Source organism: Duncaniella dubosii, assembly GCF_004803915.1.
In the GTDB taxonomy this organism is placed as follows: domain Bacteria; phylum Bacteroidota; class Bacteroidia; order Bacteroidales; family Muribaculaceae; genus Duncaniella; species Duncaniella dubosii.
Map to the genome: position 1 here is coordinate 1,313,015 of NZ_CP039396.1, position 16,322 is coordinate 1,329,336.

A 16,322-nucleotide genomic window follows, 5' to 3' on the forward strand; every position below is an offset into this window, starting at 1 on the left:
ACAAGGATTATAGACAGCTATACAGATGATTTATCGCAATTTATTATTGACAATAACAATCTCGATGGTCGGTCTTTCGGCAAATGCTAAATCAGAGAGAGTTGCCACCGAGAGCAATCATTGGATGCTTACTGATGCTCTTGGTCGCAAAGCCTGCGGATATGATGTCGCAGGTGACCGTAAGGAAGACCGTTTCGTGGGCATGTTTTATTGGACATGGCATCAAGGATTTGACTCTACGGGAGGTAATGACGACACATCGATAGAAGTAAAGAATATTTCAGAAGTGCTTCGTCTGCATCCTGAAGCTATGGATGACTATAATCATCCTGCTTGGGGTGAGCCTGGCAAGCGACCCGGGGTTTTCTATTGGGATGAACCTATTTTCGGATATTATAAGACTACAGATCCGTGGGTGCTTCGCAAACATGCCGAAATGCTTGCCGATGCAGGTGTCGACTGTGTGTTTTTTGACTGTACGAATGGCGCTCATATATGGGAAAACTCATTTCGTGCGTTGCTTAAGACATGGGATAAGGCTCAGAAAGACGGGGTCAATGTTCCGAAGATAGTCTTTATGCTTCCGTTTGCCCCGACCGATGATTCCCGGAAATCGCTTATAAATCTCTATAACGGGTTATACGGAAAGGGAGAATATGAAAACCTGTGGTTCTATTGGAAAGGGAAGCCACTTATCATGGCCTATTCGGATAATCTGGCTGACACAGGAATAGAACGGAAAATACGTGAGTTCTTTACATTCCGCCCCGGTCAACCCGATTATGTCTTTGGTTCAGACCCGGCTACTCCCCAGTGGGGCTGGCTTGAGGTTTTTCCAACCCACGGATATTGTTACGATAAGGAAAAAAGACAGTTTGAACAGTGTGTGGTCGGCATTGCGCAGAACGCACGTGCTCTCAGCGGCGGACATTGCTGCGCCTTTAATTTATCTGATACCTATGGCCGGAGTTACAGCTATCTTAAAGGCTTTGACTCTCGCGAGGATGCTTACCTCTACGGATGGAATTTTCAGGAGCAGTGGAATCGTGCCATTGATTATCTGAAGCCTCAGATGGTCTTTGTGACCGGATGGAACGAATGGACATCGGGTATGTGGACGAAAGCTCACGGATGGAGTGATCCGCTGTCGTTTGTCGATCAGTTTGACCGTGACCACAGCCGAGACATAGAGCCGACCAAAGGCTGGGGCGACAAAGGAGACGTCTATTATCAGCAGCTGGTCGACAACGTACGCCGATTTAAAGGCATGGCGAAGCCTCAGACAGCATCTGCTCCCAAGACTATAGAGCTTGGCAGGGCGCATGAATGGGACGATGTGATGCCGGAGTATAAAGCCTATCGTGGCAACACATTCCATCGCGACCACAGAGGACGTTATAATAAGTATTACACAAATAGTTCCGGCCGAAATGATATTGTCGGTTCGAAGGTTGCTCACGATAGGGACTATGTCTATTTCAGAGTGGAGACAGCTGAAGCCCTTACAGCCCCGACAGATCCGCATTGGATGATGCTCCTGATTGACATCGACCGGTATAAGGCTACCGGATGGAACGGATATGATTTCATTGTCAATCGCAGGTCGCCGGAAACTGACGGGGTCTGCATTGAAAAATCAAATGGAAGTTCATGGGAATGGCAGCAGATCGGTAATGGAAAGTATGTGGTCAGCGGCAATGTTCTCGAAATCGCAATACCCAAAAAACTCCTTGGAGTAGACGATAATTTAAGTTTTGAGTTCAAGTGGAATGACAATATGCAGCATCCGGGCGACATCATGGATTTCTATGTGAATGGTGATACAGCCCCCGGAGGACGATTCAATTATATCTATGAGTCATTGCCGGAATCCATAGGGCATACAGTTTGTGCCGATAGTCATAAGGCATCATATTAAAGGTGAAATATATTGTCTGATACTCAGACAGATAATAATATTCGTTTGCGTAATATGCTTGTAGTCAAGACTGTATGTGGTCAATGGCACATATTGCAAATAAATATGATAAAAAATTGAAACAAATATAAATAAAGTTGAAACCACGAGAAAAAGCATGTAAATCACGTTGGTGTTAACTTTGCGTATCAACTTAAAAAACCAATCATGACCTACCATCAGAAACACTTCATTGCACTTTGCATGGCTACGCTACTCTGGCTGGTCTCTATACCAGTTGTATGGGGTGCAGACATCCCTGTAGTAAGCGGTACAGTTATCGATGGGGATGGTGAGCCTGTAATAGGTGCCACCATCCGCGAACAGAACACGCCGAACGCGACGTTTACAAATGTAGACGGCGAGTTTACTCTGAAACTGACATCCAAGAACCCGGTATTGGAAATTAGCTTCATCGGTTACAAGACAGTGAAGCTTCCGGTTACATCTTCTACTGTCAGAGTTACTATGGAAACTGAAGCTACCGACCTTGACGAAGTTGTAGTCGTTGCTTATGGCCAACAGAAAAAGGTCACTGTTACCGGTTCTGTCGCCGCCGTAGGCTCAGCTGAAATAAAGAAGTCATCCGAACCGAATCTTGCAGCCACTCTTTCGGGCAAGCTTCCCGGCCTCACTACAATGCAGCAGAGCGGCGCACCCGGAGAAGATGATGTGAAGATGTTCTTACGAGGAGCTGCCACTACAAACGGAACCTCTCCGCTAATCCTTGTCGATGGTATTCCTCGTACGTCGATGAGTGAGATTGATCCGAATGAGGTGCAGTCCATCAGTGTGCTCAAGGACGCATCGTCTACGGCTGTTTTCGGTGTGCGTGGAGCTAATGGCGTCATCCTTATCACCACCCGTCGAGGAGAGGAGGGTAAGATCAATGTCCACGGTCAGGTAAACTATTCGATGCAGCAATTCAACTACTGGCCTGAGGGACGTCATTCATACGACTTTGTCCGCCTCGCCAATGAAGCCGCTCTCAACGATGGCGGTGTGCCAAAATATACTGACGCGCAGGTTGCCATGTATGACTTGTGGAAAACCGGAGGCTCTTCTGATCCCGCTATCCGTTACTGGTATCCTGATACCGATTGGGGCGATGTTTATCTGAAAGACCATTCAAATATGGTTCAGGCAAATGTCAATATTTCAGGAGGCTCTAAGAAGCTTAAATATTTTGCAAGTGCCGGCTATGTATATCAGGGTGGCATGTATAAGACGGAGTCAAAAGATCAGCTCGGCTATGACCCTCAGTCGAAAATGAACCGCTACAATATCCGTACGAACCTTGATTATAATTTTAATAACTGGATTAGTGCTTCACTTGACGTGAGTTCTTCAATCAGGAAGACAAATCAGGCAGCTGCCAATATGGCCGGTGCAAATACAGCCGGTCTGCGATGGGCCGCTCTCACCTCTAAGCCTACAGTTCCCGGTCCTCTTACTATAGCCGGAAATGAAACTAATGGATTTGTGGTTTCTGAAGGTGTCCGTGACGACGGAACTTTAGCGCTTCATTATGTAAAAGGTAATCGCGTGGTTCAGGACAATGAGCTGTCTCTTGCCCAGTCGGCCTATGGTCAGCTTAATCGTTCAGGCTATAAGCTCCTTGTCGAAGCATCGGCTAACGCAATCGCGACACTTAATTTTAATCTTGACCGTGTGACAAAGGGTCTTTCAGCCCGTGGTGTCATCTCCTTCGAGACATACGCACAGCAACTCACTATGGGAAGCAAGGATTTCTCAGGTTATCGCTATGACCTTAATCCCGGTGGTTATGATCATCCGGTCTTTACAATGGAGGGCAACTCAGAAGATGACGGTCAGCTCGCTCTTTCACGTGCCGATGTCAGCAGGTGGTTCATGAATGTTCAGGCTCAGGTCAATTATAACCGGACATTCAGCAATGTCCATAATGTGACAGGTATGCTACTTTTTCAGCGGGATGAGAAAGAAAATATTCTCGGTTCGATTCCCTATAAGATGATCGGTCTGGCCGGACGTTTCACATACGCTTTTGACTCGCGTTATCTTGCTGAAGTCAATATCGGTTACAATGGATCAGAGCAGTTCGCGCCCGGACACCGTTTCGGTTTCTTCCCTGCATTCTCTCTTGGTTGGGTGGCCTCTAATGAGAAGTTCATGCAGCCATTGGCTGAGAACGGATGGCTGACCAAGTTAAAATTCCGTGCTTCGGTAGGTAAGGTCGGTAACGACGAACTCTATGCCGGTGCCGACGAAGCCGCTCGTCAGAAACAGCGTTTCCTATATCTGGATAATAATTCCAAAGTCCCATATATTTTCCATGCTCAGGATGCGATTATGATTCCGGGCTCTCTTACCAGTGCAGGCGATGGAACCGGCATTATCTATGAAAGCCTCATCGGTAATCCTGATATCCATTGGGAAACAGCATGGAAACAGAACTACGCTGTTGATTTTACTCTTTTCCGTAATCTTGACGTGACTTTCGACTGGTTTTATGAGAAACGCTCCGATATCCTGATTTCACGTAATACCATTCCACATATCGGCGGTCTTATGTCCACGCAACTTCCCCGCTCAAACTTCGGGAAAGTCAAGAATACCGGTTATGAAATCTCGGCCCGCTATAATTATTCGCTAAACCGCAATCTCGATTTCTTCCTCACAGGTAATTTTTCGTATGCAAAGAATACAGTTATTGATGCAGACGAAGTATATCTTGGTGATGACTATGCCTATCCATATCGCACCGAGGGTTTCAGCATCGGACAGCAGTTCGGTTATCTGATTGACCGCTCGGTAAATCCGGAACTTGGTCTTGACGGCACAGGTTTCTATAATTCCGATGAGCAGATAGCACAACGTGGACTTACGTATTCCGGCATACAACCCAAACGCGGAGACTTCGTTTATAAGGATCTGAATAACGACGGCATCATAGACCAGAAGGACATCGCTCCGATCGGTTATTCGAGTCTCCTTCCAAGGATATCTTATGGTCTGACTTTTGGTGGTAACGCCTATGGCTTTGATTTTTCAGTGATGCTTCAGGGCGTTGGTAAATATACCCGTTATTTTGGCAGCCAAGTAATGTATGAAGGATTTGGAACCGTGTTTTTCTCTGATATGTGTGACAATCGCTGGAGTGATGAACGGTATGCCGCCGGTGAAAAAATCACCCATCCACGCCTCTCGCTCATAGAGACCTCAAGTCACGTGGCAAATGAATACTACACGATGGATGCCTCCTATATTCGCCTTAAGAATCTTACGGTCGGTTATACTCTTCCTAAAAATTTCACAAGGAAACTCGGAATGGATAACGTGCGCGTGTATGTGAGTGCGGATAACCTGCATACATGGAATAAACTCCATACTAAGATGATCGACCCTGAACAGAATGGTTTCTCATCTTATCCGCTTATGAAGACTTATACCGCAGGTTTATCCATTGACCTTTAACTACCTACTACAACAAATATTCTCATGAAAAAGCATCTTTTTAATATATTTTTAGCTGTCTTGGCAGTTTGTAACATCGGATTGTTGCTGTCATCATGTCAGGATGATCTTGATGTGACACCGGATGGCCGTATGCCCATCGATGTGGTTTTCTCGACACCTGAGAATACCAAGGACTATTTTGCCTCGGCTTGGTCGCATATCCCTCAGAAAATGTTCATGTACTATTTCTTCGATAATTTTCTTATCGACATGGCTGATGAAGGATGGTCAACTGCAGAATATCAGCCCCTGCTTATTTCTGATATCTATGCCGGTAATTGCAACACGACCAAACATCGTTTCGAATGGGATGACACTTCGCAAGGAAAGTGGGACGGAGGTTATTGGACCCGTTATTGGTCAATGATCCGCATTCTCAACAACTGTCTCAAGCATTTTCCGGATGCTGCTTTTGAAAGTGAGTCGGAACGGGAATTATGTACTGCTGAGGCTCGTGTCCTCCGTGCGTTCTACTATCTTCAGTTGGTGAAATTTTATGGCGATTTGCCTATCATAACCGATGTCCTTAGCGTAAACTCTTCTTATGCAGGCATGGAGCGAAGCGCGGCATGGGAAGTCCTTCAACACATTGTGGCAGAATGTGAGGCGGCTCTCGAAAGTCCCAATCTTCCGTGGAGCATAACTGCGGTTCAGCAAAAAAACCGTATGACTAAAGGCATTGCATGTGCAATTATCTCTCAAGCATCGCTGTTTGCTGCAAGTCCTCTTTTCTGTAAGGACCAGAATTTGTGGCAATATGCCTATGATAAAAACAAGAAAGCTTTCGACCTCCTAATTGCGAATGGATATGAGCTCTATACTCACCTTGTTGACAACAAATCATACCATAACTGCTATCAGGAATATTTCGCATCACGCAGCTATGCCGGTTCGAAGGCCGATGACAAGGAGACAATCTGGGGAAGTCCTCTGAACTGGGGTGTGAACCATTCGACCATCAACGGTGTGCCGATTTTCGCCGTCGAGACTCATCAAGCCGGATGTATCCCCACTCAGGAACTTGTTGATGCTTATGATATGCTTGCCACAGGTGAACCAATCTATGATCTTGCGAATCCTTATGTAGATGAAAAACATTCCGATATCAACATTAATACACGGTCAGGCTATAATCCTGAAAAGCCCTATGAAGGCCGAGATCCCAGATTCTATGCGTCCGTCATATATAATGGGTCGAAGTTAAACACAGGTGTGCTGAATAAAACTGTTGAGATTTGGAATAACGAGAATACGTGGGACGGTAAGGAATGTAGTTTTCCCGGTGGTAGCGGAAACGCAAAAATTGATATAAAATCGCAGCGTTACACTCGTACCGGATACTATAATAACAAGTATCATACATATAAAGTGACTCCGGGTCAGATGAAAGATGAGGGAAACTGGAAATACTATCGTCTTGGCGAGATTTATCTGAACCTTGCTGAATGTGCGGTGGAAACAAACAAAATATCGGAAGCCATGAACTTGGTAAATGATATCCGTCATCGCGCAGGATTTGACCCGTCGGTTGATAAAGTCACTTCGGATAAGGATTATGCCCGACTCATTGTGCGCCATGAGCGTCAGGTTGAGCTGGCTTTTGAAGAACACCGTTATTTCGATTGCCGTCGCTGGGGCACAGTGAACGAAGATATAAAAGAGGAACGCTATAATACAGGCATGTGGATTCATAAGAATGGAACAAAATATGTCTATGTCCGCTTTCCGCTCGGTAAAGATCAAGGCAATGGCCTCAGTAAGTATTGTTCTGCGGCAAAATATCGCCTCGTACCTATTCCTTTGACTGAATCAAGCACTCTCGGTGCGCTCACCGGATTCGGTGCAGACTATTGGCAAAACCCCGGTTGGGAGTAATCCATACCACAAACCTAAATTATCATGATTCACAAGAAAATATAATTCCGATATTTCTGGTATCAGTATCGTTCTCGGCTTTGGCTTCTACGGTGTCTGACTCCATTCCCTATGGTCAGCAGGAACTTCAGGCTGCTTTCGGCTATCAGGATACGCGTGACAGCTATACCGGCGCACAATCATCAGTCAAGGCCGAAGAGATTGATAAATGGAAAGGCTCCTCTCTTGAAAGTGCCATCAGAGGAAAACTTTCAGGGTGGTATAATGGTGTGATAAGAGGTCAGAGTTCTCCTTTTGCCACAGATGCGCTTTTGGTGCTTGATGGCATCCCTATGCCATTTATCTCACTTGCGGATCTTGATCCCACCACTGTTGCCGAAGTCACTATCCTCAAAGATGCGGCAGCTAAAGCTCTTTACGGGCCACAAGGTGCGCAAGGAGTGGTGCTTGTGACAACTAAAAAGGGAAAGAACAATTCAATGAATGTCAGCGTCTCGGCAAATGTCGGTATCGAGAAGGCTACGCGCAATCCCGACATGCTCAACGCCTACGGTCAGGCTCTGCTCCGCAATGCAGCTCTTACAAACGACGGTCTCGTCCCTAAATTCACTGCTTCGCAGCTCAATGCTTTCAAAGACGGCACGGGGACAGACAACGACTGGCGCGATATGTATATGGATGACATGCTTTTCCAGAAATACAATGTTCAGGTCGGGGCGGGTTCTGAAAAAGTAAGGTTCTATATTAATGTGGGATTTGCTCGTGAATCCGGAAGATATAAGGCTACTTACGATGACAAATATAATCCAGCAGATTATACAAACCGTTTTACCGTGGTCTCGAATCTTGACGTGGATATCACTTCATGGATGCGCGCTTTCGCCAATACCAACATAGGTGTACGTCGGGTTAATGCTTCATATCTCGGAGGAACTGAGATTTACAAGCTTCTATACACTACCCCAAATTGGGTTGAGGATGGAGTCCTTCCTGATGGAAGTGTTATCACAAATGAGGGTTATCCAAATCCACTCCAAGGAGCAATCAACTATAGCGGTGTCAATCAGATGACACGCACAGATCTCGCCGCCAACATCGGTTTTGATCTCAAGCTCGACTTTATTACGAAAGGTCTGTCGTTCAAAGGTATCTTCGGCTACAGCTCAATCTACAACGGCATCCGTGGAGGCATCCACGATTATGGCCGTGTGGTCTACAATGACAACACTCAGTCCTATGTGCCGTGGGGAAGTAATGTCGAGACACCTCTTTCATGGGCCAAGGGTACTACCACAAACTATTATATGGACATTCAGGCCATGTTTAACTACCATCGTATCTTTGCCGAAGACCATTCGGTCGATGCTCTTGTCCACTACACCTCTGAGGACTATCGCGGTGATGCCGGGAAGTGGTACAACTACGCTTTCATCCTTCCGACTAACCGCATTCAGCTCGCAGGTGAGGCAAAATATGGCTTCAAGAACCGCTATTTCCTGCAATTTGATTTCAACTACTCAGGCTCTGAGATGATGGCTGAGGGACATCAGTTCCACTTCTCGCCGACAGTCTCCGCATCATGGGTTCCTTCGGAAGAAAGCTGGTTTAAGAATGACTATGTGACCTATTTAAAACTCCGTGCGTCATACGGTGGACTCTACTATGATTCGCTCAGAGATCAGGATTCCCGCTATTTGTATGACAATATATATCGTGCCTCTGTTGGTGGTATTTCAGGAATCTATTCAGGTTATGGCGTACTTAATATGCGTCGCGGTAACCTTGGCATCGGTTGGGAAAAATCAAAGCAACAGAATTATGGTTTCGATCTTGGCCTGAGCGATAAGTTCTATCTTAATTTTGACTACTGGCGTACCAATCAGGAAGGAATCCTACTTCAATCGGAACTCACCCCGACTCTTGGTGGAGTGACGGCTGAGAACCGTCCGTTTATTAATTCCGGCAAGGTGTTCAACAACGGTATTGACCTCGGACTTACTTACAGCACTGTGCTTCCCTGTGGTTTGGGTATCACCGCAAACGGTCAGATGGGATGGAACAAAAATCATTGGGTCAGCGCCGACGAACTTTCTTATGCAGATGCTGGCTATGCCTATCCTTACCGTAAGACCGGTTACTCTATTGGTCAGCAATGGGGCTATCTTGTTGACGGCTCAAACGGTTCAATCTTCTATAATTCACAAGAAGAGATTGATAATTCCGGTCTGCGCTACACCGGCAAGCAGCCTCGTCCCGGTGACCTTAAGTTCAAAGACCTCAATTCCGACGGAATCATTGACGAAGGAGACTATGCACCTCTCGCTGGCGTGTATGATATGCCGCGTATCGAATATGGTGCTTCTGTCCAGCTCGATTATAAAGGTTTTGACCTCTATCTTGATTTCATAGGCGAGGGTGATCGTTCAGTGCTTCTGAACAAGAGCGTTGGTGTGGCTGAATTTGTTGATGGCCTGACCACCGAAGGTGTCTACATGCCGGTTCATCAGAGCGCTTGGACTCCAGAACGTTATGCGGAAGGGAAGCATATCGGTTTCCCGGCGTTATCATCCTCGGCATCGTCAAGTCTACAGTCCAATTCGTTCTATGTGTCTAAACTCGACTATCTCCGTCTGCGTAACGCCACTATAGGCTATTCGCTTCCTGAAAAACTTATCTCGCGTATGGGAATGTCAAAACTTCGCTTCTATGTCTCAGGCCAGAATCTCCTTACATGGGACAACATGGAGTTTGAGGGTCTTGACCCTGAGGTCACACAAATATATACTAAAGTTTATCGCTCGTTTAATTTCGGCCTTAACATTAACTTCTAATTCAGACCTACACCAATGAAACACTATATCAGAACCTTCTTGCCGTTCGCCGCACTGGCTGTTGCACTGGCTTCATGTACCGAAATCAATGACTATCCGGACGGTTCTATAAAGTTCGAAGACATATTCCAAAGTGAGATTCAGACTGCCGGCTGGCTAAACAACTGCTATCTGCCAATGACCAGCGCTTCGTTTGGTTCTGCCTATGGAGCAAACAGGTCTTTCCTTGATGCTGCGACAGACAACGCACACGATGTCGATGATGTTGAGGGCGGTCCGATTTCCCAGTGGAACAACGGTCTTGCCACGATTTCGAATAATCCTCTAACTGCACTCGACAAGTGGGAAAAGTATTACGAAGGAATTGCCAACTGTAATATACTTATCCACAACATCGACAATGCCTATATCCTTGAAGAAGGTAACCGTCTCCGCTACCGGGCCGAAGCTTTTGGTTTGAGAGCCTACTATTATCTTCAGCTTGCCAAGATTTATGGAGGAGTGCCTTTGATTCTCGATCAGAAAGATGATTCCGAATATGACTACTCAAAGGTGCGGCCTGCAAGTTTCTCTGATGTCGTACGTCAGATTATTTCCGATTGCCGTGAAGTGCTTGCTTGCGATTACGTTGACTGGAGATCCGGTTCTTCCGACAGTGACCTGATGCGTATCAACAAGGCTATTGCCAGCGCTATAATGTCGGAAGCCGCTCTCTATGCGGCGTCTCCTCTCAACAACGACGGTTCGATTTCATGGGCGGATGCTTCCGAAATCTGCAAGACATCTCTTGATGACTGTGTTAGAAACGGCTATGCGCTTTTCACTACCGCTCCATCGACATCTAACAATGAGAACCTTATATCAAATTGTGCGTATGACCTTCTTTTCCAGAGAAAGCCTGATGTCAACGGTACGAATGATAAGGAAACAATACTTGGCATATCGCAGTGCAATGTATGGCAATATAACACAGCTCCTATCCTCTCAGGGCATATTCGTGCCGGATCTTGTCCGTCTCAGGAGCTGATTGATTCTTACGAAACAATTGACGGTAAACTACCCATCCTCGGCTATTCTGATACCGATCATTTACAGCCAATCATCAATCCGGAAGCGACTCTCTACGATGAGGCCGATCCCTACGCCAACCGTGATCCCAGACTAAAGTCCACTGTATACTACAATGGAGCTCATGTACATCTTCTTGATAACCGTCCTCAGCCTACCATTTATACAGGGGAAGGCTCGAAATACAATGCCTCGATGACAAATATCCTATATACTCGGACAGGATATTATCTACATAAATATTTCAATATCACATCATCGCGCACAGCCCAGATGGACGGTTACTACCGCGTCTATCGTCTTGCAGAGCTTTATCTCAACTATGCTGAGGCTGCCAACGAAGCATCTCTTGCCGAGACAGCTCCAAATGAGGCAGTTGATGCAGTCAATACCGTCCGTGTGCGTGTCGGAATGCCGCGTCTTGCCTACGGTATGACCAAGGATGAATTCCGTACTCGTGTGCGCAATGAGCGTCGCGTAGAGTTGGCTTTTGAGGATCATCGGTTCTTTGATGTCCGTCGTTGGATGCTTCTTGCTGAGACCGGTACTGTCACAGGTATGCGTCCTGTAGGCGAGACCATCACAAAACTGGCATTCAACTCAAACAATGATCTTGATTTCGACCGCGATGAGAATGGCAACTTTATTCCTGACCCTGAAAACGGAATAGAATACCGTACATGTACAGGCTATCAGCGTTACGTTGTGAATCATCGCACAGCCACTACTGAAAAATTTCTCCGTTGTCCAGTTCCCGGCAAGGAAGCGACTGCACTCCAGTCTGCAACCGGCCAAAAATTCCAGAATCCCGGGTGGTAAAAAATACTTTCCTGTGATGAATTGATCTATTTTTGATAGATGTCAAGCAGAAACAGCCTTATGCGATAGATAGGCGCTTCCCTACAGCCATTATTTTACAGAAAAGCTGTTTTGAGAACTTCTGTCAGAAAGCCTCCAGACCTTAACATCCAAATTAAATTTCTACAAAATCATCATTAACCTTAAAACCAAATCTTATGAAGCTAAAATCTTTACTATCGTTAGCTTGCTTAGCAGCTACGCTTCAGGCATCAGCCGTCTATCCAATCTATTTCCGTGATTCAGGTAATATTGTCGACAACAAAATCGTTCCGGAAAACGGAGGTCACATGGAGTATCCCATTGATGAGAACGGTCAGCCTATTTTTGATGAGGACGGAGCAATCACTGTGACAACCAATGCTTATGCAGATGGCGGTGTATGGCTTCGTACACAGAAACTCACATCTCCGTGCCCGATGGAGTATACTATTCTCGCTTTTGAGTATAAGACAAACCGTCAGATCAACAACCTTGTTGTTTTCCAGCACGAGTACAATAACATCTATATCGATCAGGCTCATGGTCCGTTACTTCTCGTTTCTGACGAGTATCAGACAGTCTATATGCCTATCGCCCGCAATGCACAGTGGGGTAGCGAAAGTGACTATGCCAAGAACTACTTCTGGATTTCTACCAACGATGCCAACAAGTCGGAAGGTTGGGCGCTCACAGTAAAAAATATTCGTCTTCTTACGATTGATGAGGCTACCGCCGAATGCAAGAATCAGGGAGCCGCAGGCGATGTCCTTGATGCGTTCACACTTCCCAATACTGATTTCTCCAAAGACTTTGACCCGGAGATGGACGGTGGAAGTGATATCTATGTACGTTCGGGCGGTAACCCCGTTCTTCAGTCCTCAAATCTGGTAAAACCACTGCCGGAAGGTTGCACCACATTCTGTTTTGACTATAAGCTGACAGGTAATTCTTTCGCTCCGAAAGTATATCTCCACAAGAAACCGGATTATTCGGAAATGACACCGGTGCCTACGTCAGAGATGCTCGAAGGTACGCCTGAGGACGAAATCTATGAAGCAGAATGGAAGACTATAAAATTTGACCTTTCGAAAGAGATTGATCAAATTGGTTTCGGTTCGGTGTTCGGAAGCAATCATTTCCTTTGGGTACAGTGCATCGATCTTCCTGAATCTTCGATGCTTTGGATTAAGAATGTCCGCTGGATTAATGCGACTCAGTCAGCTATCGAAGATGTTACAATCGAAGCTGAACGTCCTGCCGACAACCGTATCTTCAACATTATGGGCGTAGAATGCAAAGCTCCTCTTGCTCCGGGTATCTATATCCAGAATGGCAAGAAGTTTATTGTAAAATAAGTCCGTATATGAGGCTGTCGATTGAATAATAAGCCAAATCAAATCTTATCGGGTGGAAGAACAATAAGATCCCATTTTGTTTTAGGTTCTTCTACCCGATATTTTTTAAAATTCTACCTCCTAACAAACAGACCCCATGAAAATCAGATTGTTTTTAATGACCTTAGTCATTTCTTTGTCATTTGTTTCAATGGCACAGGGTTATCCTATGAAGATTTCTGAGATTCCGCTTACGTCCGGATTTTCGTCAGATTATGATCCAGAGACGGATACATGGACTCTTACATGCGAGACAAATGACGGTGGCGCTTATCTTCCTGTTATACGTCTTAATACTATCACAGAGCAAGTGCCTGACCAATATACATCACTGTGTTTCGATTATCGTTCGACCGACGATATTAATACGATTGATATGGTCATGTATAAAGTTTTCTTAGGTTCTGCTACGAGAACATACGAATTTGATCGGACAATGAAAGCTACGGATGAGTGGAAGACTTTCCGTGTTGATCTTGCTGCGCAGCGTACGGCAACCACTGTCCGTTTCCTTAATAAAGCAGGTCAATATCAGGATATACGTTTCCTTGGTCTTCCGGTAGGAGGCGCTATTCAGATTCGGAATATCCGATATGATGTAAATGAATTTCCCTTCAAAGATTTAAGTATCAGCTATGAGGGTGAGAGTCTCATTGAAGCCGAGGATTTCAATGGGGCAGCTGATACTAAGGCCGGTCATTCGTCTCGTCATAACCAGTTGCCGGAACTTAACACTTTCTATACACATCCGACAGGAAAATATTTCCCTATCTACGCTTGGGGTTCTGTCGATTTTGAAGGTGGAAAAGGAGATGAAGCTCCGGCTTTCCTCCAAAAGCAATATCAGGAGCTTTGGGATTGTGGTTTTACGATTACTCAGGGAACTGCATGGCCCGGTGTCGACAAGGCTTTCCTTTTCGACGGTCAAGAAATCAACGGCGTAAAAATTAATCTCCGTGAGGGCACAGAGCTAAGTATGATATGTAAGGCCGGTTTAAGCAACTATAGTGAAATACAATCGACTGTCAGCTCGGTCAAGAGTTCCGACCGGCTTGGCGGATGGTTCATAATGGATGAGCCTCATCGCAAGCATTTCCCACAGATGACGCAGAAAGTCAACTGGATACGTGAGTTTGATACCGAACATATCCTGTATGGAAATCTCTTGAATATCAGTACAGATATGTCTGCAATCGGTTTCACTAGTTACGATGAGTATGTCCACACCTTTATGCGTGAGGTCGGGACAGGATTTATTAGCTACGATTACTATCCGGTCCGTCAGTATGATGATACTAAAGAGATCTATATCGAACCCGATTTCTTTAATAATCTTGAGATTGTTTCGAAGCTTGCAAAGTATTACCATACATCTTTCTGGGCTTTTGCCCATTCTGTCGCATCCAACTGTGGAAAAGCAGGTGTGTCATATCCTACACCTGAAGAGAACCACATGCGTGTCCAGATTTTCGGTAATCTTGCCTATGGCGCTCAGGGTGTGCAGTATTTTACTTATAAGTGCCCTAATCCATATGATGGCTATACATATTACGACGCTCCGATTGATGTCAACAACGAGAAGACACCTGTATGGTACATGGTTCAGAATATCAATCGTGATATCCATGCTCTCACTTGGGTATTTCTTGGTGCAGAATTCCTAAGGGCAGGCCATACTAACGCCGAAACACCTGTCGGGTGTACACGTCTGACTAAGGATATGCTTCCGGACGGTATTAATTCTGTGACTTCTGACGGACAGGGCGTATGTGTCTCGCTGCTTAAAAATGGGAAGAACCTTTTCATGATGGTGCTCAACGGAGACATCCACAACGCTCAGAAAGTCACTGTCGAAAAAGAAATAGCTGTCAAGCGCGTCCTTATGGATGGCACTACCGAGGCTGAGGCTGCCGGTTCGAAGGAATATGAGCTTACGCCCGGACATTTCGTACTCTATCTCGTCAGCGAGGATGAGCCCGAGACCGAAGTGGCCGATGTCCCCTTCTACGAAACTTCTGATTACCGCGACGATGCTGATGATGTGTTCATCACTCCTGACCAGAATGCCTCTGGCGGTCACTACATATCTGCAATGGGCGATCCGCGTTGGAACGGTTACTCGGTAATTCTGCCAACTAACGGAGACCGTACTATCTCACGCGAGGAAGCAATCTCCAACTGGGTGCTGTGTTTAACTATACGATTACAGTCCCGGTTGATATGGATGTAGATATTTCAGTGAAGCATGCCGTACCTTGGAGTGAATACGGACGTGTTGCGTCCATAGGTGTGGAACCCGGATATCAGTATGCCATTGACGGGAATCCGGCTCTTAATTGGCCTAAGCAATATGCGGCATCGATGACCCTTGCAATTGACGGCAACGAGCTTACTCCTTTCAATCAGCCTTTGCGACCGTCAGTCCCAGCCGTTTTCAGTGAGGATGGAGCAGAGTTTGATGCAATCCTTGGAGATAAAGACCGTTGGATTCCGACTAAAGAAGCAGATGGCTCTGTGTCGAATGTGCTTTACTTCTGGCCTGAATCAGGTAGTGATGACGGTCTTACATCAGTCTACAACGAAACTCCTGACTATCGCGATGTGAAACTGAAGGCCGGAACATATAAGCTGACCGTTACTTCGCTTTGCTATCCTTGGCATTTCGATAATCTGCGGATCACTCCGGCCGGTGTTCAGAGTGGCATTGACATAATAGAGACTGACGGGCGTGCTGTTGATAACCGCATTTTCAATCTCTTGGGCATCGAATGCCGTGGACCTCTTGCTCCGGGTATCTATATCCGTAACGGTAAGAAATTCATAGTGAAATAAACGGTTGAAAAATCCGGGCTCTTTTAT

Annotated in this window: 8 protein-coding genes; all 8 read left to right on the top strand. The window is 45.8% G+C overall.

Annotated elements, in window-relative coordinates; genetic code table 11:
• The first annotated feature begins 25 nt into the window (after positions 1 to 25).
• The 8 genes from E7747_RS05760 (at position 26) to E7747_RS05795 (ending at position 16,295) form a co-directional block, all read left to right on the top strand.
• Positions 26 to 1,918: a glycoside hydrolase family 71/99 protein gene (locus E7747_RS05760; RefSeq protein ID WP_228449266.1), complete on the top strand. Its 1,893-nt coding sequence runs from the start codon at positions 26 to 28 to the stop codon at positions 1,916 to 1,918.
• 207 nt (positions 1,919 to 2,125) lie between these two features.
• Positions 2,126 to 5,413 (top strand): SusC/RagA family TonB-linked outer membrane protein, encoded by a 3,288-nt coding sequence (locus E7747_RS05765; protein WP_123613716.1) that lies wholly within the window; start codon positions 2,126 to 2,128, stop codon positions 5,411 to 5,413.
• 24 nt (positions 5,414 to 5,437) lie between these two features.
• Complete coding sequence (locus E7747_RS05770) at positions 5,438 to 7,330, top strand: RagB/SusD family nutrient uptake outer membrane protein (protein ID WP_136414688.1); 1,893 nt, start codon at positions 5,438 to 5,440, stop codon at positions 7,328 to 7,330.
• Positions 7,331 to 7,422: 92 nt separating this feature from the next.
• Complete coding sequence (locus E7747_RS05775; RefSeq protein ID WP_168185247.1) at positions 7,423 to 10,161, top strand: SusC/RagA family TonB-linked outer membrane protein; 2,739 nt, start codon at positions 7,423 to 7,425, stop codon at positions 10,159 to 10,161.
• Between the two features lie 15 nt (positions 10,162 to 10,176).
• Complete coding sequence (locus E7747_RS05780) at positions 10,177 to 12,048, top strand: RagB/SusD family nutrient uptake outer membrane protein (protein ID WP_136414692.1); 1,872 nt, start codon at positions 10,177 to 10,179, stop codon at positions 12,046 to 12,048.
• A gap of 197 nt (positions 12,049 to 12,245) precedes the next feature.
• On the top strand, positions 12,246 to 13,424 hold the full coding sequence (locus E7747_RS05785) for a hypothetical protein (protein ID WP_136414694.1): 1,179 nt from the start codon (positions 12,246 to 12,248) through the stop codon (positions 13,422 to 13,424).
• Positions 13,425 to 13,632: 208 nt separating this feature from the next.
• Positions 13,633 to 15,693 carry a hypothetical protein gene (locus E7747_RS05790; RefSeq protein WP_228449267.1) on the top strand — a complete coding sequence of 687 codons (2,061 nt, stop codon included), beginning with the start codon at positions 13,633 to 13,635 and terminating at the stop codon, positions 15,691 to 15,693.
• Positions 15,684 to 16,295 carry a hypothetical protein gene (locus E7747_RS05795; protein WP_136414698.1) on the top strand — a complete coding sequence of 204 codons (612 nt, stop codon included), beginning with the start codon at positions 15,684 to 15,686 and terminating at the stop codon, positions 16,293 to 16,295. Before E7747_RS05790 ends, E7747_RS05795 begins: the two co-directional genes overlap by 10 nt.
• Positions 16,296 to 16,322: the final 27 nt, after the last annotated feature.

What these genes read in the sequence shown, in the direction of transcription:
- E7747_RS05760 (WP_228449266.1), top strand. Translation starts at nt 26, where the DNA reads ATGATTTATCGCAATTTATTATTGACAATAACAATCTCGATGGTCGGT.
- E7747_RS05765 (WP_123613716.1), top strand. Translation starts at nt 2,126, where the DNA reads ATGACCTACCATCAGAAACACTTCATTGCACTTTGCATGGCTACGCTA.
- E7747_RS05770 (WP_136414688.1), top strand. Translation starts at nt 5,438, where the DNA reads ATGAAAAAGCATCTTTTTAATATATTTTTAGCTGTCTTGGCAGTTTGT.
- E7747_RS05780 (WP_136414692.1), top strand. Translation starts at nt 10,177, where the DNA reads ATGAAACACTATATCAGAACCTTCTTGCCGTTCGCCGCACTGGCTGTT.
- E7747_RS05785 (WP_136414694.1), top strand. Translation starts at nt 12,246, where the DNA reads ATGAAGCTAAAATCTTTACTATCGTTAGCTTGCTTAGCAGCTACGCTT.
- E7747_RS05790 (WP_228449267.1), top strand. Translation starts at nt 13,633, where the DNA reads ATGAAGATTTCTGAGATTCCGCTTACGTCCGGATTTTCGTCAGATTAT.
- E7747_RS05795 (WP_136414698.1), top strand. Translation starts at nt 15,684, where the DNA reads ATGGATGTAGATATTTCAGTGAAGCATGCCGTACCTTGGAGTGAATAC.